General features: G+C 59.2%; 18 protein-coding genes. 7 read left to right on the forward strand and 11 right to left on the reverse strand.

The genetic code is table 11. From position 1 onward, the window contains the following. Positions 1-77 precede the first annotated feature (77 nt). A complete protein-coding gene (locus tag SB725_RS09185; RefSeq protein WP_027923138.1) occupies positions 78-1,445 on the forward strand; it encodes an erythromycin esterase family protein in 1,368 nt (455 codons plus the stop codon). Positions 1,446-1,461: 16 nt separating this feature from the next. Here SB725_RS09185 and SB725_RS09190 read toward each other — a convergent pair whose 3' ends face one another. From SB725_RS09190 to SB725_RS09200, 3 genes are read right to left on the reverse strand one after another with little or no spacing between them, the layout of a single operon-like run. Next, positions 1,462-2,118, reverse strand: a complete 657-nt coding sequence (locus tag SB725_RS09190; protein WP_410921659.1) for a dienelactone hydrolase family protein — start codon at positions 2,116-2,118, stop codon at positions 1,462-1,464. Beyond that, complete coding sequence (locus tag SB725_RS09195; RefSeq protein WP_027923136.1) at positions 2,111-2,818, reverse strand: phosphoribosyltransferase; 708 nt, start codon at positions 2,816-2,818, stop codon at positions 2,111-2,113. Before SB725_RS09195 ends, SB725_RS09190 begins: the two co-directional genes overlap by 8 nt. 58 nt (positions 2,819-2,876) lie before the next feature. Then, the gene (locus tag SB725_RS09200; protein ID WP_027923135.1) at positions 2,877-3,761 is read right to left on the reverse strand and encodes a universal stress protein; all 885 of its coding nucleotides are present in this window, start codon (positions 3,759-3,761) and stop codon (positions 2,877-2,879) included. A gap of 258 nt (positions 3,762-4,019) precedes the next feature. Here SB725_RS09200 and SB725_RS09205 point away from each other — a divergent pair, with 258 nt between their 5' ends. From SB725_RS09205 to SB725_RS09215, 3 genes are read left to right on the forward strand one after another with little or no spacing between them, the layout of a single operon-like run. After that, positions 4,020-4,586 carry a phosphoribosyltransferase family protein gene (locus SB725_RS09205; protein WP_027923134.1) on the forward strand — a complete coding sequence of 189 codons (567 nt, stop codon included), beginning with the start codon at positions 4,020-4,022 and terminating at the stop codon, positions 4,584-4,586. A gap of 38 nt (positions 4,587-4,624) precedes the next feature. Then, on the forward strand, positions 4,625-5,590 hold the full coding sequence (locus SB725_RS09210) for a ribose-phosphate diphosphokinase (protein WP_194940064.1): 966 nt from the start codon (positions 4,625-4,627) through the stop codon (positions 5,588-5,590). Between the two features lie 51 nt (positions 5,591-5,641). Continuing rightward, positions 5,642-6,175, forward strand: coding sequence for a flavin reductase family protein (locus SB725_RS09215; RefSeq protein WP_081743932.1), 534 nt, complete (start codon positions 5,642-5,644; stop codon positions 6,173-6,175). Between the two features lie 106 nt (positions 6,176-6,281). Here the strand turns inward: SB725_RS09215 and glgP are convergent, their stop codons facing one another. The 6 genes from glgP to SB725_RS09245 all read right to left on the reverse strand — a co-directional run bounded on the left by glgP (position 6,282) and on the right by SB725_RS09245 (position 15,286). Further along, on the reverse strand, positions 6,282-8,783 hold the full coding sequence (gene glgP, locus SB725_RS09220; protein ID WP_410921660.1) for an alpha-glucan family phosphorylase: 2,502 nt from the start codon (positions 8,781-8,783) through the stop codon (positions 6,282-6,284). 65 nt (positions 8,784-8,848) lie between these two features. Beyond that, positions 8,849-11,275, reverse strand: coding sequence for a phosphoenolpyruvate synthase (ppsA, locus tag SB725_RS09225; protein WP_410921721.1), 2,427 nt, complete (start codon positions 11,273-11,275; stop codon positions 8,849-8,851). Positions 11,276-11,496: 221 nt separating this feature from the next. Then, positions 11,497-13,314, reverse strand: a complete 1,818-nt coding sequence (polX, locus tag SB725_RS09230; RefSeq protein ID WP_410921661.1) for a DNA polymerase/3'-5' exonuclease PolX — start codon at positions 13,312-13,314, stop codon at positions 11,497-11,499. Between the two features lie 96 nt (positions 13,315-13,410). Then, complete coding sequence (locus SB725_RS09235) at positions 13,411-13,809, reverse strand: hypothetical protein (protein WP_231986512.1); 399 nt, start codon at positions 13,807-13,809, stop codon at positions 13,411-13,413. A gap of 62 nt (positions 13,810-13,871) precedes the next feature. Beyond that, the gene (locus SB725_RS09240) at positions 13,872-14,513 is read right to left on the reverse strand and encodes a Spy/CpxP family protein refolding chaperone (protein ID WP_410921662.1); all 642 of its coding nucleotides are present in this window, start codon (positions 14,511-14,513) and stop codon (positions 13,872-13,874) included. Positions 14,514-14,725: 212 nt separating this feature from the next. Beyond that, positions 14,726-15,286 carry a nitroreductase family protein gene (locus SB725_RS09245; RefSeq protein ID WP_027923127.1) on the reverse strand — a complete coding sequence of 187 codons (561 nt, stop codon included), beginning with the start codon at positions 15,284-15,286 and terminating at the stop codon, positions 14,726-14,728. 252 nt (positions 15,287-15,538) lie between these two features. Here SB725_RS09245 and SB725_RS09250 point away from each other — a divergent pair, with 252 nt between their 5' ends. Genes SB725_RS09250 through SB725_RS09260 form a run of 3 tightly spaced genes read left to right on the forward strand, consistent with a single transcriptional unit; the run spans position 15,539 to position 19,994 of the window. Then, the gene (locus SB725_RS09250) at positions 15,539-16,387 is read left to right on the forward strand and encodes a polysaccharide deacetylase family protein (RefSeq protein WP_059182941.1); all 849 of its coding nucleotides are present in this window, start codon (positions 15,539-15,541) and stop codon (positions 16,385-16,387) included. Next, positions 16,384-17,652, forward strand: a complete 1,269-nt coding sequence (locus SB725_RS09255; RefSeq protein WP_059182940.1) for a putative glycoside hydrolase — start codon at positions 16,384-16,386, stop codon at positions 17,650-17,652. The genes SB725_RS09250 and SB725_RS09255 overlap by 4 nt, the downstream gene beginning before the upstream one ends. After that, on the forward strand, positions 17,652-19,994 hold the full coding sequence (locus SB725_RS09260) for a serine hydrolase (RefSeq protein ID WP_410921663.1): 2,343 nt from the start codon (positions 17,652-17,654) through the stop codon (positions 19,992-19,994). The genes SB725_RS09255 and SB725_RS09260 overlap by 1 nt, the downstream gene beginning before the upstream one ends. A gap of 87 nt (positions 19,995-20,081) precedes the next feature. Here the strand turns inward: SB725_RS09260 and SB725_RS09265 are convergent, their stop codons facing one another. Next, entirely contained in the window at positions 20,082-20,324 is a 243-nt protein-coding gene (locus SB725_RS09265; protein WP_027923123.1) for an acyl carrier protein, read from the reverse strand. An 11-nt stretch (positions 20,325-20,335) separates the two neighbouring features. Continuing rightward, positions 20,336-21,451: a dihydrolipoamide acetyltransferase family protein gene (locus SB725_RS09270; RefSeq protein WP_410921664.1), complete on the reverse strand. Its 1,116-nt coding sequence runs from the start codon at positions 21,449-21,451 to the stop codon at positions 20,336-20,338. Between the last annotated feature and the right edge of the window lie 5 nt (positions 21,452-21,456).

Below are 21,456 nucleotides of genomic sequence, written 5' to 3' on the forward strand. Positions count from 1 at the left end.
CCTGCGGATCGATTTCCGGCAGTTGTGCGCAAGCGCAATACCGCTGGCGGTAACCCACCCTTACGGGGACGACGGTCATGAACACACCCTCCCAAGACATGCTGGATAACCTGTATGGCTCACCTCGGCACATTGACCAGGCTGCCATCGCACCGCTTCTGCGCCAATACGCCGAGCCTCTGCCGGCGCTGGACTCATCCGCCTTTGGTGAAATGTTCGATCGCTATGCCGATGCGCGCGTGGTGATGATTGGTGAGGCCAGTCATGGCACCAGTGATTTTTATCGAACCCGGGCAGCGATCACCCAAAGGCTGATTGAGCAACACGGGTTCAACATTGTGGCCGTTGAAGCCGACTGGCCGGACGCAGGCCATGTCGACCAGTATGTCCGGGGGTTGGCACACTCGGCGTGGAAACGTCACATCTTCAGCCGATTCCCGACCTGGATGTGGCGTAACACCGACGTGAGAGCATTCGCCCACTGGCTGCATCAATACAACCATACCCTCGCCACTGAACGTCGCGTCGAGTTCCGCGGGCTGGACGTATACAGCTTGCGCAACTCCATCCATGAGGTGCTGAGTTATCTGGACCGGGTCGACCCACAGCTGGCCCACGAAGCCCGGCGGCGCTATGGCTGTCTGACCCCTTGGCAGGATGATCCCGCCTTGTATGGTCACTTCGTCGAACGTGCCGGCTTGATGCCTTGTGAGCAACCGGTGATCGAACAGCTCGACGCCATGCTGGCTGAACAACTGGCCGGGCTCATCCAGAACGACGAGGCATTCTTCAATGCGGCGCAAAATGCTCGGGTGGTGCAGGCGGCGGAACAGTACTACCGTGCGATTTATCGAGGGTCGACCGCCTCGTGGAACCTGCGTGACCGGCACATGTTCGACACACTTCGGGCACTGCTTGAGCACCGGGGTCCACAAGCCAAAGCCGTGGTCTGGGCGCACAATTCTCATATTGGCAACGCGGCTGCGACGGAAATGGGCTGGAAGGGTCAGTTCAACATCGGTCAGCTGTGCCGCAGTGCTTATGGGCGCGATGCTGTTCTGATCGGCATGAGCACCGACCGTGGCCAGGTGGCCGCGGCCGATGACTGGGACGGCGACATGCTCATCAAGGACATCCGGCCCTCTCGCCCGGACAGTTGGGAGCACCAGTTCCTAATGGCGGGTGTGCCGGCGTCATTGACCGACTGGCGAGACCCAACGCGCAAAGCGCTGCGCCGTGTGTTGTCCAAACCATTGCTGGAGCGGGCCATCGGGGTGATTTACCGCCCTGAAACCGAGCGTGGCAGTCACTACTTCGAAGCGACGCTGGCCGAACAGTTCGACGCCATGATCTGGATTGAACAGACCCAACCCGTGACAGCACTGGCGCTGCCGAAAAGCCAGAGACTCGAACCGGAAGACGAAACCTATCCGTTTGGCGTGTGAGGCCGATCAGGCGTTGTCAGGCGGGGCCGTGCAAATGCTTCTCGAACCAGTCGCCAGCGAGTCTGGCGACTTCTTCAAGGGCGCCCGGTTCTTCGAAAAGATGAGTCGCGCCCGCCACGATTTCCAGCTGCTGCTCACACCGCAAGGCATGACTGCTTTGATCATTCAATTCGAGCACCACCGGGTCCTGGGCGCCCACGATCTGCAGAGTGGGTGCCCTCACCTGCGACAATGCAGCCCCCGCCAGGTCGGTGCGCCCTCCCCGACTGACCACCGCACGCACCACCTCCGGGCGCACGGCCGCCGCCAACAACGCCGCCGCAGCACCGGTGCTTGCGCCGAACAGGCCGATTCGTAGCGAGTGCAACTTCACGTCCCGACCGACCCAGTCGATGACTTCCACCAGTCGCCTGGCGAGCAAGGCGATATCGAAACGTAGCTCCCGGGTGAGGTTGTCCAGCCGTTGCTCTGGCTCCGTGAGCAGGTCGAACAGCAGCGACGCCAGCCCCCTGCTGGCCAGCGACTCGGCGACATACTGATTACGCGGACTTGTACGACTGCTGCCGCTGCCATGCACGAAGACCACCAGACCGCAGGGGTTGGCCGGCAGACGCAAGTCGGCTGATAACTCAACGTCCTTCAGGTCCAGCTGTCGATAGTGCGACTCAGTCATCGACGTTCCCCTGAACCTTGGCGCTGGTGGCGGCTTCTCGCTGCCAGGCCAGTTGCAACAAATCAATGACTTCTTCGTCCGAGGTCTGGGGGAAATTCAAGTACCAATACCCGATCGACATCATCCATTCAGGCATGAGTGGGCAGATCACCTCATCGACTTCGAAGCTCAGCGTGTCCACCGTTTCCAGCGGCGCAACCGGCACGGCAACGACGATACGAGCAGGTGCCTGCATACGCACCGCGCGGATCGCCGCCATCATCGAGGCGCCCGTCGCCAGGCCATCATCCACCAGAATCACCACCTGCCCCTTGAGCTGTAAGGGTGGCCGGGCGCCCCGGTACAGCAACTCGCGCCGCTGCAGTTCCCGTGTTTCACGCGCGACCACGGCGTCGAATGCGGCCGGGGAAATCGGGTGGGCCCGCAGCGCTTCTTCATTTCGGATCTGGATACCGCCACTGGCGATGGCGCCCATGGCGAACTCCGGGTTGGACGGCACGCCCAGTTTGCGCACCAGCATCAGGTCCAGGCGCACGTCCAGGGCCTTGACCACTTCATAGGCGACCGGAACGCCGCCACGGGGTAAGGCGAGGACGATGACATCGGGGCGCTGTGCGTATTTGAGCAACGGTTCCACCAGACGTCGACCGGCTTCTTTCCGGTCCTTCAACGTGGTTTGCAATGAGGGGCTTTGACTCATGAAAAACCTCCCCAGGCGATGACGCCTGTCGTTTCGTTTCAACATGGCCTGGCCCGATCTAGACGGCCAGAACGCTGCAAGGCACCTGGTACAGAATGTGTTCGGTCGTGCTGCCCAGCAGCTTCTCCAGGCCGTGATACTGGACTCTGCCCATCACGATCACATCCACCTTCTGCTCGCTGGCAAAATCGCTCAACGCCGAGACCGGGTGTCCGAGAACAAAATGCCGACGGTCAGAGGGGACGCCATACCGACCGGCCAATTTAATGAACGATTGTTCCTCGGTGGTGCGCAACTCTTTGGTGATGTCTTGAAGCGCCAGCCCCCCCATGTCCGCCAGATAGACCCCAGAAAGATCGCAGGCATACAGCAGGTGCAACTCGGCATCGCACTGCAACGCCAGGTTGGTGGCTTGCTGAATGATCCGCTCGTTCAGCTCGCTGTTTGCAGGCGCCGTATCCGAAGCGTCAACCGCCGCCACGACCTTGCGCGGCAAGGCATGGCCACCGCCGCCCACCAGATAGATCGGTATTGGGCAGTGGCGCAACAAATGCCAATCCAGCGGAGTGAAGAACGCGCGTTTGAGCGCTGATTCGTGTTGCACTTCCTTGATCAACAGGTCGGGCTGCATTTCCGTGACGCGATCAAGAATGTCTTGCTTCATGTCATCGGTCCACGCCACCTCCGTCGTCACTTCGAGCCCGAGAGCGTGGAGTTTGGTGGCCTGGTTCTGCAGCCAGTCGCGATGGTCCTGACGATAGCTTTCCAGGGCCTTTTCCTGCTCGCCTTCGTCAAGCAGTGACAGTATCTTCAACGGCTTTATAAACGCAGCAATATGCAAGCTCGCGCCGCTGGCCTTGGCCAGGGCGGCCGCATGGTTTATCGCAGGGGAATGGCGCAGGGCCGGGTTGATGATGAGCAACAAGCGTTGATATTGGCTCATGATCTGACTCCAGACAGGGGGGACTTGACGCGCCGGATCAGACGCCAGCGTTTGATTCAGAGTCCTCCGTTGATGTCGCCCAGGCGTTGATTTATATCAAATCCCTGCGCAAGACCGATCAATGGACTAACGCCGCTCATGGATTGACATTTCATTTCTCCGTACTTGATCAATATCAATAGGGCCGAGCCGAGCGGGATTACGTTGGCAGTGGCCCCGCACTTTTTGGCGGTTGATTGGTTTCGACAGGAGACGGCAATGTCTGCCCCACTTGCGAGTCAGCGGTTGCGCTTGTACGACAGCGATGAACTCGATGGCGTGCTGCAGGCGATGGCGCGCCAAGCGGCGATATTGTTGCCGCCCGCTCAATCGGCACTGATTGGCATCCAGCGCCGCGGCGAGCCTCTGGCACAGCGCTTACAGCAGCATCTTTCGCGTCAGACCGGCCAGCCAGAACTGCCGCTGTACCCCCTGAAGGTCAAGCGCTATGCCGATGACCTCAAGGTCCTGCATGCACACACGGAATTGACCGAGAACCCGCTTCTGGGCGCGCTGGACCTTGCCAATACAACCCTGCTTGTTGTCGACGATGTGCTTTTTGAGGGCCATTCACTCCTGCGCACCTGTGCCTATCTGGCGCAACTGGGGGCCCGTCGGGTCTACACGGCGGTATTGGTTGATCGGCATGTTTGCCAGCAACCGATCCGTGCCGACATTATCGGCGTGCATCTGCAAGTTGCCGCCCATGACATCGTCGAATGCAACGTCCCGCCCTACGAAATGGAGTTCTGCATTGAAGTGTTACGGCATGGCGCTGTCCGATGATGGCGCAACTGTTCGATAAACCTCAAAGGAGCCAATGCATGCTCACTGACCGCCCGCTTCTTTTTGCCCTGCAAGGCAGTGAGCACTATGCAACCCGCGTCGCGCAGCGGCTTGGCTGCCAACTGGCCCTTCATGAAGAACGCAACTATGAAGATGGCGAACATAAATGCCGACCGCTGGCGTCGGTTAACGGTCGCGAGGTCGTGGTGTTCCATTCCTTGTATGGGGATGATCGGCAGAGCGCTAACGATAAGTTGTGTCGCCTGTTGTTCTTTTGCGGAGCACTCAAGGATGCCGGTGCTCGCCATGTGCAAGTCGTAACACCCTACCTCTGTTACGGACGCAAAGATCGTCGCAGCCAACCTCAAGACCCAACGATCACCCGCTACCTGGCGACCATTTTTGAAGCCTGCCACGTTGATCGTCTGGTTGCCCTGGAGGTGCATAATCCGGCCGCGTTCGACAATGCCTTTCGCATTCCTGCGTGGAACGTGCAGTGCACAGAATTATTCGCCGAGCATTTCGCCAGGTTCGTCGGCGACGCCGACGTGGTAGCGGTGTCCCCGGATTCCGGTGGTGCCAAGCGCGCCGAACAGTTTCGTCAGGCCCTCGAACGACAACTGGGACGCTCAGTGGGCAGTGCGCTGATGGAAAAGCACCGTGCTCACGCGACGCTGACGGGCACCCTCTTGGTGGGCGACGTATCGGGTAAGACAGCCATTGTTTTCGACGACCTGATCAGTACCGGTGAAACGCTGAAGCATGCGGGTCTTGCCTGTCAAAAGGGTGGAGCCACCCGATTATTCGCCGCGGCGACCCATGGTTTGTTTACGGCGGGCAGCCAACTGTTCGACCCGCCGCTTTTCGAGCACATTGCGATCTCTGACAGCGTGCCGCCATTTCGCCTGCTGCCCGAGTGTGTGACGCAGCACGTGCACGTACTCGACAGCACCGCCCAGATAGCCACCTTGCTGGCTGAAAATGGAGCATTCGATTCCGTCTGAGCGGATGAAGCTGCTGATCTGAGCCAATGGGAGTGCCTGACGTTGAAAAAGATGAAAATCAACACAGCATTCACACTGATGGAGCCAGGCCCGGTGGTCTTCGTCACCACAAATGACGGCCAGAAGAACAACATCATGACCATTTCGTGGACCATGGTGATGGGCTTCACGCCGACTTTCGCCATGACCACCGGCCCCTGGAACTATTCATACGCCGCGCTTCTGAAAACCAAGGAGTGCGTCATTTCAATCCCCACCGTCGATTTGATCGATTGCGTTATTGGTGTGGGGACCTGTTCCGGTGCGGACACAGACAAGTTTGCAACATTCGGATTGACGCCCGTGAAAGGCAAACATGTCAGGTCACCCTTGATTAAGGAGTGCTTGGCCAATATCGAATGCAACGTTATCGATGTCATCGAGAAACACAATATTGTTGTCCTCGAAGGCCTCGCCGCCTACATCGACGATTCACGCAAAGAGACACGAACCATTCATTCAGTGGGTGATGGTTCCTTCGTCGTGGACGGACGCAAACTGGATAGAAGAGAAAGGATGCAGTCGAAGCTTCCAGAGGGTGTCTAGGTGTTTAGTGGTTGTGCGCAATCACCCATTCAAATGGACTCGTCATCGTCGTGCTGATCTTCCAGCTGAAATACATTGAGATCGGTCGAGTGAAGGCGGGTCAGCGTCAACGTTGCCATGCAATAAGTGCATTTTCCGCTGGCAGAAAGGCGTCTGAGTGCCAGGCGCGTACCCGAGGGGTGTAGCCATCCACGGGCCGCGTGGCAGAGACCGAGATAGAAAAGATATAGCCTTGAATGGCGCCGGGAATGGGCCCGACAGCGTTCATCGGCAGGCATTCTGCCGGGTGTTCATCGTACGGGGCGGCATAGAGTTCCACCCTTACCCACTCCGGTGCGATCTCCCCCAGGTAGACTGGAACGCTGATGTACAGCCGCTCGCCGTCGTGTTTCGCATCGACCGTGCCGAAATGTATGTTGTCCCATCCCAAGGCAACCGCCTTCTGCCAGGCATGAAGCGCACGTGCGAGCTCGGCCATATCCTTGCTACGGCGTCGGAAAGCCTGGATCGCCGGTTGGTAACAACCATCCAGGTATTCGAGCAGCATGCGATTGCTACTGAATTGCGGCCCCAAGTGCGACATGCTGGCGCGCATGCGTTGCACCCATCCTCGTGGAATTCCCTGCGTGTCGCGCATGTAAAAGGTGGGGACTACTTCTTCTTCGAGCAAGCGGTACAAGCACTCGGCGTCGGCGACATCGTCGCTGGGGGCGTCGTCGCCGATCGCCCAACCGCAGGTGGACTGGTACGCCTCCGCCCACCAGCCGTCCAGTTGGGACAGGTTCAGTCCGCCATTGACCAGAACCTTCATACCACTGGTGCCGCAGGCTTCCCATGGTCGTCGCGGTGTATTGATCCAGACATCGACGCCTTGCACCAACTGTTGGGCCAGTTCAATGTCGTAATCCTCCAGGAACACGACATGCCTTCGTAGATTTGGACGATGAACAAACTCCATCCATGCCTGGATCAGCTGCTTGCCCTGCTCATCATTGGGATGGGCTTTACCGGCGATGATCAGTTGGACCGGTCGATGTTCATCGGTTAGCAGGCGACTCAGGCGCTCCGGGTCATGCAGCAACAGATTCGGTCGCTTATAGTCGGTGAATCGCCGCGCGAAGCCGAGCGTCAGGCAATTGGGATCGAGCACCTGCGCGGCTTCTTCGACGTGCAGCGGTGACTCGCCACGTTGTCCAAGATGCCATGCCAAACGGTGACGCGTGTAATGCACCAAATCGCGGCGTTGCTCGGCGGCCATCGTCCACAAGGCCCTGTCATCACTGTTGGAGACCGTCCCTGAGAGAGACTCCACCGTGCCGAGCCAACGTTCCTTGCCACAGGTGCTGGTCCACAGGTGATCGGACCACACTGAATCCCAGGATGGTACATGGACGCCGTTGGTAATATGCCCTACAGGTATCTCTTGAAGCGGCCAGCGTGGATAAAGATCACTGAACAATCGACGGCTGACCTCGCCATGCAAACGACTCACGGCATTGCACTGGGCGCACCCACGCAATGCCAGAAAAGCCATGTTGAACGGCTCATCGTCGTTCGCCGGATCACGCCGGCCCAACGCAAGCAGTTCGCGCAATGAAATGCGACAGTCTTCGAGAAACTCGCGCGCATACTTGTAAATAAGCGCGGGTGGAAATGAGTCGAAACCCGCAGCCACTGGCGTATGCGTTGTGAATACATTACCCGCACGCGTTGCCCACCACGCCTCCCAGAACGATGTTCCCATCTTGTGCATAAAGCGACGGGCACGTTCCAGCACAAGCAGTGCGGCATGACCTTCGTTAAGGTGGCACACGTCCACGTCGATCCCCAGTGCGTCGAGTACCGCCCAGCCACCGATGCCGAGCACCACTTCCTGGAGCAAACGCATTTCCGAGCCACCGCCGTACAACTTAGAGGTGATACCGCGGTCGGCGGCACCGTTGCGCAGATCGTTACTGTCCAGCAGGTACAGGCGCGTACGTCCGACAATGGCCTGCCAGATACGCAAATACAAAGTGCGACCGGGAAGTTGCAGCACGATTTTCAGCCAGGCTCCTTCATTTCCGATGGTTGGCTGAATCGGCAGGCTGGTGGCATCGTTGTAAGGATAGGCCTCATGCTGCCTGCCTTGCGCGTCGATGTATTGCCGAAAATAGCCTTCCTGATAGAGCAAACCCACCCCAAGGATTGGAGCGCCCATGTCGCTCGCCGTCTTGAGGTAATCCCCTGCAAGCACACCGAGTCCGCCGGCATAGAGCGGAAAGGCCTCACTCAGACCGTACTCCATACTGAAATAAGCGATACGCGCCGAATCGCCAGCCGGTTGCCGCTGCGCATACCAGCCTGAGTCGTCGAGATAACTCCGATGCTCTGCAATGGCGTGCGCCAGTTTCTGCGAGAAATGGGCATCTCGGCAGAGTTCGTCAAGACGCTGCTGCGAAGCATTCTGCAGAATCATCCACGGATTATGGGTGCGCTCCCAAAGTTCTGGGTCAATCGATTTCCACAGGTCGTCGAGTGCATGATTCCAGGTCCAGCGCAGGTTAAGCGCGAGCTCGGTCAGTGTGCAGAGTTGCTCCGGCAACTCACGTGGCAAGAAGGCATACACGTCGACACCTCAATGTAATCGGCAGTTTTGCGGATCTTGATCAGGCGGGCCATGCGGCAACGGCTTTACGGTGTGCGATTAAGTGACAGGCGCTTTTCCACCGCCAGAACATGCCGAGTCGTGGCGAGCACTGCATCCGGATTGAGGCTTATCGAGTCGATGCCAATTTCCACCAGAAATTCAGCCATCTCGGGATAGTCAGACGGCGCCTGTCCGCAGATACCGGAGTGGCGGCCGTTGCGTTTTGCTCCCTCCACCGCCAGACGAATCATCTGTTTCACTCCCGGATCGCGTTCATCGAAATCGAAGGCGACGATTTCCGAATCGCGATCCACGCCGAGCGTCAATTGGGTCAGGTCATTGGAGCCGATGGAGAACCCGTCGAACAGTTTGGCGAAGGCGTCGATCAGGATGACGTTGTTGGGGATCTCGCACATGACGTAGACCTCCAGTCCGTTCTCTCCGCGCTTGAGGCCATGGCTGGCCATCGCTGCCAACACCTTTTCACCCTCCTCCACTCTGCGGCAAAAAGGGATCATCAATTTGACGTTAGTCAGGCCTATCTCGTCGCGCACCCGCTTCATTGCCGCGCATTCCAGCGCAAAACCTTCGGCATAGGCACTATGGGTATAACGGGACGCCCCACGAAAGCCGATCATCGGGTTGTCTTCTTCCGGCTCGAAATACTGACCGCCCAGCAGGGTCGCGTATTCGTTGCTTTTGAAGTCGCTCATGCGCACGACGCAGGGTTTTGGATACACCGCCGCCGCAATTGTGGCGACGCCTTCGGCCAAGGTCTTGACGAAAAAGTCCGCAGGATCATTGTAAGCAATACTCAGGGCAGCGATTTTTTCGCGTGTCGTGTCATCCACCTTTTCCGGGTGTACGAGCGCCATCGGATGCACCTTGATGTACTCATTGATAATGAATTCCATACGCGCCAGACCAATGCCATCCACCGGTAGCGAGGCAAGACTAAAGGCCTGATCAGGATTGCCCAGGTTCATCATAATCTTTGTTTTTGGATGTCCCAGCTGGCTGAGATCGGTGTGCTGAATGTCAAAATCCAGAATGCCTTCATAGACGTTTCCGGTTTCGCCTTCGGCGCAGCTAATGGTGATCGGTGTGCCGGTTTCTATTTTCTCTGCCGCGTTTGCGGTTCCCACGATGGCGGGAATGCCCAGTTCACGCGACACGATGGCGGCGTGACAAGTACGGCCGCCCCGGCTCGTCACAATAGCCGCTGCGGTCTTCATGACAGGTTCCCAGTCGGGTGCCGTGGTATCTGAGACCAGCACCTCGCCCGGTTGGAAATCACTGAGATGCTTGGCATCGTTGATGACACGCGCCTTGCCGGCGCCAATTCGGGTACCGACCGCCCTGCCCTTGAGCAGCACTGTTGATCTTTGCTTGAGATGGTAAATCTCAAGCACGCTGCCTTTCTTTTGCGATTCCACCGTTTCCGGTCGCGCCTGCACCATATATAAGCGGCCATCGATCCCGTCTTTGGCCCATTCCATATCCATGGGCTTGTAAAAACCGGCTTTGCTCGAGTAGTGGTTTTCAACCTTGATGGCATAGTCGGCCAGCACCATCACATCCGCATCAGAGAGGCTAAAGCGGGTTCGTTCTTCGTGGGGCGTGTCAATATTCTCGGTGTATTCCACCGCGATATTGCCGGTATTGAGCGTGTCGGTAAAAATCATCTTCTTTGCTTTGCTGCCCAGGCTGCGCTTCAAGACCGCCCGATATCCCTGGAGAAAGCTGGGTTTGTGCACATAGAAGCTGTCGGGGTCGATTGTGCCCTGCACCACATTCTCGCCAAGCCCCAGTACGGCATTGATGAAGACGACATCCCTGAAGCCTGTTTCCGTGTCCAGCGAAAACATCACGCCACTGGCCCCGATATCGCTACGCACCATTTTCATGACCACGACGGCGAGATAGACCTTGTAGTAATCAAAGCCATTGTCGTATTTGTAGTGAATGGAGCGGTCGGTAAAGTTGGATGCCAGGCAACGTTTGTAGGCATCAAGCAGATCATCGTCACCGGCAATGTTGAGATAGCTGTCGTTCTGCCCGGCAAATGAGGCCTGCGGCGAATCTTCAGCGGTCGCCGAGGAACGCACTGCCAATGAAATGTTTTCGCCGTATTCTTTTTTGAGTTGGGCATAACTGTGCAAAATCGCCGTCTTTAGGTCTTCCGGCAATGAACAGCCATATACAATCGCCCTCGCCTTTTTCCCCCGCGCCTGCAAATCCTTGATGTTGGCGGGGTCGAGTCCGTCAAGTGCCGCATGCAGAGGCTGCCAGGCCTTATTGTGATCAAGCACATAACGATACGCCTCAACGGTGATGGCAAAGCCGTTGGGGATGCATACCCCCTCAGTCGTGAGGTTCTGGTACATCTCTCCCAGCGAGGCGTTCTTGCCACCCACCAGCGATACATCGTTGATACCCAGCTCTTTGAACCAGCGGATATGTGAAGGCATCACGATGTTTCTCCATTGGATGGGGGAGACTTTGTCGGCCGTTTCTACTTCATACAAAGCTTTATGGCTTGATGCCGTCTGCGTGTGTTGATCTAGATCAATTTGCGTCTTTTGAGCAGTAATAGCGGGGAGTTTCAGCCCCCTTTTTGATTTGTGCAGAAGGTGTACCTGGACACCAACTGGCCCCGGTCCCCGGACAACAAGACTGTCAACGGCTGATATCAGTTTTGTGCGCTTTGCGGTCGACCACCGCCATCCCGTAAAAACGACTTGAGTGAGGTCAGCGAACGGGTATTGAGCACATCGTGTTTTTCCAGCCAGGCTCGGCGCGCCTGAGCGACCCCGTAGCGCAAATAAGAAAAATCCGCGGTGCGATGGGCGTCCGAATTGATGCTGATGAGCACCCCTTGATCCTTGGCGTATTGGCACTGCAGGTCAAACAGATCCATGCGCTGGGGTTGCGAGTTGAGTTCCAGGCAGCAACCACGCTCAGCGGCTGCCTTGATGATTGCAGGCAGGTCCATGTTCAGAGGCGCGCGTTCATTGATCAACCGACACAGGGGGTGTGCCAGTATGCTGAAGTAGCGATGATCCATGGCCCTGAGCAGGCGTTGGGTTTGTTGATGCAGCGTCAAGCCGAAATGACTGTGGACGGCGCCCACCACCAGATCCAGGCGCCCCAGAATGTCGTCCAACAGATCCAGGCGCCCGTCTTCGAGAATGTCGACCTCAACACCCTTGAGCAAGGTTATGCCCTGCAAACGGGCATTGAGCGAATCGATCTGGTCGATTTGCTTCAACAATCGATCAGTGTCCAGACCATGGGCCACCCTGAGGGACCGGGAGTGGTCGGTAATTGCCAGGTATTCCAGCCCGGCTTGCTGCGCCGCCAACGCCATCTCTTCCAGGCTATTGCCGCCATCCGAGTCACGGGTATGAGCATGCAGGTCACCTTTGAGGTCGCTCAACTCAATCAGCCTCGGTAAACGACCTGTCAGTGCCGCCTCGACTTCACCGCGATTTTCGCGCAGTTCCGGGGTGATCCATACCAACCCCAAGGCCTGATAAACCGCCACCTCGGTGGTATGGGCCACGCATTCTGCGGCCTTGAACACCCCATATTCATTGAGTTTGAGCCCCAACTTCCGGGCCCTCTGGCGAATCGCGATGTTATGCGCCTTGCTGCCAGTGAAATACACCAGAGCGGCGCCAAATTGCGCCGGTTTTACAATACGCACATCCACTTGCAGGCCTGAACCCAGCACGACGCTGGCACGCGTGCGCCCTTTAACCAACACGGTGGAAATCTCCGGGTGCTTGAGCAAGTGTGCCGTGACGTTCACAGACGGCGCTGCGGCCACGAGGATGTCGATATCACCGACGGTGTCGCGCATGCGACGCAGACTTCCGGCCACCATTGCTTCCTCGATGCCCGCAAGCTGCTGCAAGTATTCGATCAGCCGGTGCGCCACGGGCTCCACAAACGCCAGCGGCAAACGGTGTTCTTTTCCGATCCCCTGCTGCGCGGCACTTAACAGCCGCGTTTCCATCTTTTCGCCGAAGCCGGGCAGATGGCGGATTCGCCCCTGTCGAGCCGCCTCGCATAACTGCTGCGCGGTTTCGATCCCCAGATCGTGATACAGGTGCCTGACACGTTTGGGGCCCAATCCGGCGATGGACAGCAGTTCAACCAATCCGGGCGGTAATGTCGAACGCAACCGCTGGCGCAAAGCACAATTTCCGGTGGTAACGATTTCGTTGATCTTGCCTGCCAGATCAACTCCGATACCGGTCAGTTTGGGCAGTGGTTCGCCACGCGCGATGGTCTCCGCGAGCTCGAAGGTCAACGCCCTTAACGTGCGCGCCGCATTACGGTAGGCCCGGATCCGAAAGGGGTTGGCGTCATCGATTTCCAGCAGATCAGCAATTTCGTCAAAAACCGCGGCAATCTGATCATTGCCAATCACCTGCCAGTCCTTGAGGGAGGCCGATAGCAAGGCGGGTAACGGTTCCTGAGACGGTACGGCGGTGAGCTTCATTGCAAGAGCCCGTCCAGTGGGATGAAAAACGCGTCTGAGCGTTGATATTGACTCACGATCTGACTCCAGACCGGCGGGCGAGCCCCGCTCACCCCTTCAGCGTATGCGGCCGGGGGGTGTCGCGGGAACCATGCGCCACGCTTCAGGACACTGGCGCACATAGGGGTAATAGCCTTTGGCAGAGTCGCAGTAATACCAATTGGGCGGTGACTGCGCGGCGGGCGGTGCAGCCCCCGTGGTTGCGCCGGGAGGGAGGATTACTGGCGGCGATTCGATGATCACTGTAGGTGGATTGGCCGGGTAGTAGTAAGTCGGAGCGGGATAGTAATAAACCGGATAGGCAGGGTAGTAATAAGGACCGGGAATACGCGCAGCTTCCCAACCGAGGCCCAGTCCCAGGCCTATGCCCCACCAAAATGCCCCTGCACCGCCGTGATGCGAGTCGGCATTGGCCGGTAAGGCCAGGCTTGTGACAATCAGGATGATCCCTGTCAACGCGCACCGTCTTACCGTGTCGAGGTTCATGATGTTCACCCAATCGAACAGTGAGTCAGCGCCTACTTCAGGTCTGTTTGGTCCTGGTCGCCGTCCATTTGCGGTCTTGGCATGTGCATTTGCATCGGCATCTGCATTGGCATTTGCATTTGCATTGGCATCTGCATCGGCATTTGCATTGGCATCTGCGAACCGTCATAGCCAGCATTCCTGTGATGCATCGCTGTCCAGAACAGGTCGAATATGGTTTTCTGTTCAGTTCCCAAAGCGTCATAAAACGTTTTGGTACGCACCTGAGCAGCATCCAGACGCACCAATTGCGCCTGCATCCAGTTGGTTTCTGCGCGCAGACGCTCTATCCCTTTTGCCATTCTTTCCGGCGTCGTTTCATCAATAGGCGCTTGCTTCGCGCTCGCCATATCGTTGCGCCGGGCCTTGTCCTTTTCCAGTTGCTGATTGGCATCCGCGGTGACCCCGGTAGCCCATGTCTCCCAGGCGGGCATTTGCTCCGGCTTGAGATTGAGCTTGGCTTTCAGTTTATCCAGGCTCCGCTGCGTATGTTTGACCCAATCGAAGTCCTGGAAATGATGGGTCATGCCACCTTGCGGTGACAGGGGCGGGTTGGCGAAGACGCTGCTGGATGGCATCAAGAAAACACTCGCCGCTATCAACATGCATTGTCCGATCACGCTTGATTTGTTCATTTCAGCTCTTCTCAATACGGTGGTGGGGATGGTTCGAGATTAGGAGCCAGGCAGGTGGATAATCTGATCCACATCAGAAAACAGCCAGACAAATGAGGTTGCGGCTAGACGGTCGATAGTGGCAGCCGCCGTGTTCCCTTGGTGACGTATCGCCAGCCCATCGCAAAGCACATCCGCGTCCTCCATGTCATGGGCGGTAGAGTGTTTTGCGATCAGCCAATCCAGCGAACCTCGGGCGTCTTGTGAGAGAGGGGGCCAGGCGCAGATTTCGGATGGCCAACGATAATGGGCGCCACTGGCGTCCACTCGGCCGGCAGGCCCAGGGCATGCTTGCCATCCGGCGTATTAAGAAAGCTCTGCGCGAAACCGATCCAACAGGTGGCAAGTCCTTCTGCATAGGCGGCGAGCATCAGATTCTCGGCAGCCAGGGCACAGTCTTCGACGATCCAAGGACTCGGAGCATTTCCCGAAATCAGGATGAGTGCAGGTGCGTGATAGAAGATCTGAAAGTTTTCGTCATTGAGCAACGTATGGAAGTGCTCGGAATGGAAGCCAGCGGGCATCGTCTTGAGCATGTGCGCTTTCGCTTCACGGGAGATTCGATCCAGCAGTGCCTGATCGCGAATCACCGTGAAAGTCCACGGTTGTTGGTTCATTGCGCTGGGCGCCTGGGCCGCGGCACTGATTAAACGCCGCAGGACGTTCTCATCAACAGCTTCTGTCGTGTATTCACGCGCCGAGCGCCGGCCGGAGATTGCCTTGTCGATGTTCATGAGTGCATACCTGATAAAGGGCCGTCTCATAAGGTTGTCCACCCGCATGGACCTGCTGTTGATTTAGATCAAATCAAGGCGGAACCCGCCTCTCGTTTCGTCAGACAACTCGCGCACGTCTGAACGACGCCACGTCGCGCGAACTTGATCTGCATCAGATGAACGCTGTGCGCTCACTGCACACTGGATTGGCCGGGTTCGCTCTTGCGAGACGGGCAACGCGGGAGAAATGGCTCGCGCAGGAGCGCTGACATGTATGGAAAAACCCTGGTACCTACCAGAAGCAGCGCCGCGCTGCGGTTTCTGATACGCGCCGTGTTGGTGGGCGCTTGCGCAGTGGCCTGGGGCGCGGACGACGCCGTGCTGAGGGTCGAACCGCGCGTCACGATCCTCGTTTACCACCGTTTTTCGGACACGGCAGACGACTCGATGACCGTGCGCATGAGCACCTTCGAATCGCAATTGCGTGTCCTGCGCGAGCGTGGCTACCACATCGTGCCGCTGCGTGAAGTGGTCGACTGGCTACGCGATCCCGAGGCAACGCTACCGCCCAAGCCAGTGGCGATCACCGTCGACGACGGCCATCGTTCGGTATACGAAAAATTGCTGCCGGTGATGCTGCGAGAGCGGTTCGCGGTCACGCTCTTTATCTACCCCTCGGCGATTTCCAACGCGTCCTATGCCATGACCTGGGAGCAATTGCGTGCACTCAGGCAGACCGGGCTCGTGGATATTCAGTCGCACACGTTCTGGCATCCCAATTTCAACGTCGAGCGCCGACACCGTTCGCCAGCAGATTTCCAGCAATTCGTTCGCACACAACTCGACAAGTCACGTCGACGTCTCGAGTCGCAAACCGGCGCCCCTGTCGACATGCTCGCGTGGCCGTTCGGTATCTACGACGACGAATTGATCACGCTCGCCGCCGATGAAGGCTATGTCGTCGGTTTGACCCTGGACGCGCGCAAGGCCGACCGGCACGCACGGCTGCTGGCGCTGCCACGCTTTCTGATGACCGACGCCTATGGCGCCAACACGTTCGCACGCCTGCTCGGCGAACCGACCACTCAGCCAGTGCCCGCCGCAGGGAGCGCGCCATGACCTTGACCCGCGTCTTGAGGCGTTTGGCGATCCCGATGTTGTTCGTCGTCACGGCTTTGCTGGCTGTTCAAGCCTTGGCCTTTACCGGTGTCGTACTCGACTCGAGCACTCGTCATCCGGTGGCTGGCGCGACCATCACGACGTTGGCCGGTGTAACCCACACCAATGAGCATGGGCAATTCGAGACGGCTCACGCGGCCCGGAGCGTCGCGGTTCGCGCCCCGGGGTATCTGCGCACCGAGGCCAAGCTGTCCGACGAGACGCCTGTGACGCTCACATTGACTCCGTTTCGTCCGAAAGCGGTTTACCTGTCGGTGTTCGGCATCACCAGTGCGACCTTGCGCAACAGGGCCGTCAGCCTTGCCGACCATACGGTGATCAATGCACTGGTCATCGACGTCAAGGGCGACCGCGGTCTGACGCCCTATCGTAGTGCCGCGCGCGAGGCAATCGGCGCAGCGGCCCGCGTGACCACCCGCGTACCACAGGCGCAGGACTTTCCTGCGCTGCTGGCCAGGCTGCATGCACAACACCTGTACCTGATCGCGCGGATTGTGGTGTTCAAAGACGACCCGCTCGCCGACGCGCATCCGCAGTGGAGCGTGCACACCGCCGACGGACAACCCTGGCGGGATCGCGAAAACCTGCAATGGATGGACCCGTTTTCCCACGACGTCTGGCAGCACAATCTTGATGTCGCCGAGGAGGCGGCGCGGATGGGCTTCGATGAGATCCAGTTCGACTACGTGCGCTTTCCCGACAAGAGCGGGCTACGCTTTGCCCTCCCGAACACCCGGGCCAACCGGACTGCGGCGATTGTCGAGTTCCTGCAGGCCGCACGCACACGGCTCGCGCCCTATAACGTCTTCATCTCGGCGGACATCTTCGGCTACGTCTGCTGGAACCTTGATGACACCGCGATCGGCCAGCAGATCGAACTGCTCGGCGCGGCGCTCGACTATATTTCTCCGATGTTGTACCCCTCCAGTTTCACGTGGGGGTTGCCGGGCTGTACCAACCCGGCCGCCGATCCCGGCCAGATAGTCCGGCGTTCCCTGGCGGAGGCCATGCAGCGCACCGGCCTGCCGGGCGTGCGCTTTCGTCCGTGGTTGCAGGCATTTCGCGACTACGCGTTCGATCATCGCCCGTTTGATGCGGCGGCGATCAAGGCGCAGGTTGACGCCGCCGACGCAGCCGGCACTGATGGGTGGATGCTATGGAACCCTCGCAATCACTACGAAGTCAGCGACCTGCCACAGCGTTGATGGGTGCGCTGAAGCACTGGACGCTGCTGCTCGGCATGGCGACGGCGGCGCAGATGACGAGTGCCAGCGATCTTGATGCGCCGACACGCCTGCAAGCCGCACAGATCGTCGACACACAGATTGCCGCCGGACGACTTCCAGGTGCCGTTGTTCTGATCGGGGATTCCACACAGGTGCTGTATCGCCAAGCCTTCGGACAACGCAAGACGACGCCCTCCCCCGAACCGATGACGCTGGACACCGAGTTCGATCTTGCGTCGCTGACCAAGGTCATCGCGACGACCACGGCGATTATGCAACTGGCCGAAGCGGGCCGCCTCGATCTGGACGCACCCGTTGCCCGGTATTGGCCTGCGTTTGCGATGCAAGGCAAAAACGCGGTGACGGTGCGTGAGCTGCTTGCCCATACCTCCGGGCTAGCGCCAGACTTGCCTGCGCGGCCCCCGCAGCCCGGCCGGAAAGCCGTATTGAGTGCGATCGCGGCGCAGCATCTGCGCAGCGCGCCCGGTGAACGCGTGCTCTACAGTGACCTGAATTTCGTGGTGCTCGGCGAGCTGGTCGAGCGCATCACTCACCTCCCGCTGGACACGTATTGCCGTGTTCACATCTTCGGCCCACTCGGTATGCACGACACGGTCTTCATGCCGGACGCCGGTCGAGCGGCACGCAGTGCACCGACCATCGCCAACAAGGCCGGCATCCTTCGCGGGCGCGTGCACGATCCCACGGCCCGCTGGATGGGCGGCGTTTCCGGTAACGCGGGGCTGTTTTCCACCGCGGACGACCTCGCCCGCTTCGCGCAAATGATGCTCAACAACGGGCGCGCAGGCTCCGTGCGCATTCTGCGACCCGAGAGCATCGCCGCACTGGCGGCAGCGTCCTCACCGCTCGCGGCCGTGCCGTGGCGCGGCCTCGGCTGGGAACTGGCCGCACCACTCGTGCAGAATCATGACCGCCTGCCGCCGATTGGCGTCATCGGCCACACGGGCTATACCGGTACGGGCCTATGGATCGATCGGGTCACACGCCAGTTCATTGTCATCCTGACCAACCGTGTGTACCCGGACGACCGCGGTGATGCTCGCCCGCTTCGTGCGCAGCTGCTCGCGTTACTGGCAAGCCGAGCCGTGCCTGTGAGTGCTGCACAGATCGGTCGGTCGTTGCCGTCAGCCTTGCCGGCGCTGCATGAAGCCAATCGCCTGCCGGCCTCGACCGGCCCAGTGCAGACGGGCATTGACGTGCTGGAAGCGCAGCGGTTTGCGCCGCTCGCTGGCCTGCGCGTGGGGTTGATCACCAATCGCAGCGGTTTTGACGCCGAGGGCAGGCGCACCGTCGACGTACTCGCGCATGCGCCAGGCGTCACGCTGGCGGCGCTATTCTCGCCGGAACACGGGCTTGATACCGATGTGGATGAACGGGTCGGTGACACCCGCGACGCGGCGACGGGCCTCACCGTACACAGCCTGTACGGCGCAACGCAGCGTTTCCCGGTGGGGTCACTTCGTGGACTCGATGCGCTGATCTTTGACATACAAGACGCCGGCGTGCGTTTCTTCACCTATGAAACGACGCTGGGCTACGCGCTGGAAGCCGCCGCGGCGCGAGGCATTCCATTGTTTGTGCTGGATCGGCCCGATCCGCTCGGTGCACAGCGCTTCGGCGGTCCGGTGCTGGACAGCCTCCGCGAATCGTTCACGGGCTATTTTCCTGCGCCGCTTCAACCCGGCATGACGGTCGGTGAACTGGCGACTCTATTCAATCGCAATAAACACATTGGCGCGGACCTGCGCGTGGTGCCGATGCAGGGCTATCGACGCACAATGACGTTTACCGACACCGGTCTCGGTTGGGTGCCGCTATCGCCGAACCTGCGCACACTGTCCCAACTCGATCTGTACCCGGATGTCGGATTGCTCGAAGGCGCGAATGTGAGTGTCGGGCGCGGCACGCCGCATCCGTTCGAGTGGATCGGCGCGCCGTGGATCGACGCGACCCGCCTGGCAACCGCCCTGAATGCGCTGGATGCCGGCGCGCATTTCGCGCCACTCGACTTCGTCCCCACCGAGTCCACCTGGCGCGGTCAACTCTGTCATGGTGTGAGTATTACGCGCGACGCAGCTTCCGAGCCGCGCCCCGTGGCAAGCCTGGGACTGGCACTGCTCGCCACATTGCACCGGCTCTATCCCGATAGGTTCAAGCTGGCGGCAACGCGCGGTTCGATCGGCTCGCAAACCGTGTGGCAAGCGATTCACGACGGTGCTACACCGGATGCAGCGCAAGCACTCGACGCTGCGGCGCTTGCGCGCTTCGCACGACTGCGGCAGCAAAACCTGCTTTATTGAGTGTGAGTACGGACGTCAATCCCTGTGAGTGAGAGCCTCCATCGTGCAGCCCGCAATCGCTGCCGGGGACCACTGTTTTCGGGACCTTCATCCCTTTTTCCCCAGGTAGGTGATGAGCTTGTCCAGGGTGTCCACTTGCTGGTAATCGCTTTCAGGAATTGCAATGCCCAGACTGCGGTTCAGCGCTTCGATGAAACGAAGCCAATCCATGGAGTCCAGATCAACCTCTTCGCGTAACGACCGATCGGGTCGCAGCTGCTCGATCTCAAGTTCCGGGGCAATGCCTTTCAAGGCTTTCCAGACTTCATCGCGGATCATGTTCGGGTTCATGTGTCCTCTCCTCAAAGCGCCTCTGGCGTCTGCAACAAGCGTCGGACTTCGCCCAGAAAACGTGCGCCGTAGTGACCGTCGCTGACTCGATGATCGGCGGACAAACTGCTAATGACCGTCGGCATCACACACAACTGGCCGTCTTTCACCCAGGGCCGCTCAGTGATCCGACCGAAACCGACCAAGGCCACCTGGGGCGGATAGATCACCCCTAATACGCTGTCCACGCCCTGATCGCCGAGTTGAGTGACCGTCATGCCGGCGCCTCCCAGCTCGGAGCTGCGCAGGGAGCCGCTGCGGGCGCGCTCGACCAGGCTGGCCAGTTCACTCATTAACTGCGTCAGGGAGGTGTCCGCCACATGATGCAGAACCGGGGCGACCAGGCCCCCCTGGCGCAAGGTGATTGCCACCCCAAGGTCGGTATCGAGTGCGGGCTTGAAGGCGTTATCCAGCCAGAAACCATTGAGCTGAGGATACTCGCGCAAGGCCAGCGCCACCGCCTTGAGCAGCAAGACGCTGGGCAGCAGGCGTTCCTGAAGTGTGCTTTGCGCATTGTGTACCTGCAGCCACGCCATGACGTTATCCAGGGCGACGGTTTCGCTGAGGTAGTAATGGGGAATTTCGCGTTTTGATCGGCTCATGGCTGCGGCGATGGCGTGCCGCATGGCCTGATCGGGGTCTGGAGGGTGCGTCACACGGGCAGCGGTCTCGATGTCCTCCAGGGTAATGACACCCTGTGGACCATGGCCTTTTACATCCCCGGCACTGACCCCTAACTCGGCAGCACGCTTGCGCGCCGCTGGAGAAACCCGCGGGCGCCTGCCCGCCGGGGCTTGCTCTTCGATCAGCAGAGGTGCCGCTGTCGTTCGTCGTGCACTTTGCGGATTTTCGCCCGGTTCCAACAATCGGGCGATGGCGGTACCGACCGGTACTTTGGCGCCGACATCGATCAGCAGTTGCGACACCGTGCCGTCATGCCAGCACTCGACATCGATGGCGGCCTTGGCGGTATCGACGACGGCAATCACCTGACCTGGCTTGACCAAATCGCCCGGATGGACTTTCCACTCCAGCAACGTGCCTTCATCCATATCAGCCCCCAGAGAGGGCAACTTGAACTCGATCATCGTTT

The organism is Pseudomonas sp. SIMBA_041 (assembly GCF_046535095.1).
Taxonomy (GTDB): domain Bacteria; phylum Pseudomonadota; class Gammaproteobacteria; order Pseudomonadales; family Pseudomonadaceae; genus Aquipseudomonas; species Aquipseudomonas mucoides.

Bases quoted from the DNA above. Each gene is read 5' to 3' on its own strand.
- SB725_RS09190 (WP_410921659.1), bottom strand. From the start codon at position 2,118: ATGACTGAGTCGCACTATCGACAGCTGGACCTGAAGGACGTTGAGTTA.
- SB725_RS09250 (WP_059182941.1), top strand. From the start codon at position 15,539: ATGTATGGAAAAACCCTGGTACCTACCAGAAGCAGCGCCGCGCTGCGG.
- SB725_RS09265 (WP_027923123.1), bottom strand. From the start codon at position 20,324: ATGAACCCGAACATGATCCGCGATGAAGTCTGGAAAGCCTTGAAAGGC.
- SB725_RS09200 (WP_027923135.1), bottom strand. From the start codon at position 3,761: ATGAGCCAATATCAACGCTTGTTGCTCATCATCAACCCGGCCCTGCGC.
- SB725_RS09205 (WP_027923134.1), top strand. From the start codon at position 4,020: ATGTCTGCCCCACTTGCGAGTCAGCGGTTGCGCTTGTACGACAGCGAT.
- SB725_RS09195 (WP_027923136.1), bottom strand. From the start codon at position 2,818: ATGAGTCAAAGCCCCTCATTGCAAACCACGTTGAAGGACCGGAAAGAA.
- SB725_RS09240 (WP_410921662.1), bottom strand. From the start codon at position 14,513: ATGAACAAATCAAGCGTGATCGGACAATGCATGTTGATAGCGGCGAGT.
- SB725_RS09245 (WP_027923127.1), bottom strand. From the start codon at position 15,286: ATGAACATCGACAAGGCAATCTCCGGCCGGCGCTCGGCGCGTGAATAC.
- SB725_RS09210 (WP_194940064.1), top strand. From the start codon at position 4,625: ATGCTCACTGACCGCCCGCTTCTTTTTGCCCTGCAAGGCAGTGAGCAC.
- ppsA (WP_410921721.1), bottom strand. From the start codon at position 11,275: ATGCCTTCACATATCCGCTGGTTCAAAGAGCTGGGTATCAACGATGTA.
- polX (WP_410921661.1), bottom strand. From the start codon at position 13,314: ATGAAGCTCACCGCCGTACCGTCTCAGGAACCGTTACCCGCCTTGCTA.
- SB725_RS09260 (WP_410921663.1), top strand. From the start codon at position 17,652: ATGGGTGCGCTGAAGCACTGGACGCTGCTGCTCGGCATGGCGACGGCG.
- SB725_RS09255 (WP_059182940.1), top strand. From the start codon at position 16,384: ATGACCTTGACCCGCGTCTTGAGGCGTTTGGCGATCCCGATGTTGTTC.
- SB725_RS09215 (WP_081743932.1), top strand. From the start codon at position 5,642: ATGAAAATCAACACAGCATTCACACTGATGGAGCCAGGCCCGGTGGTC.
- SB725_RS09185 (WP_027923138.1), top strand. From the start codon at position 78: ATGAACACACCCTCCCAAGACATGCTGGATAACCTGTATGGCTCACCT.
- SB725_RS09270 (WP_410921664.1), bottom strand. From the start codon at position 21,451: ATGATCGAGTTCAAGTTGCCCTCTCTGGGGGCTGATATGGATGAAGGC.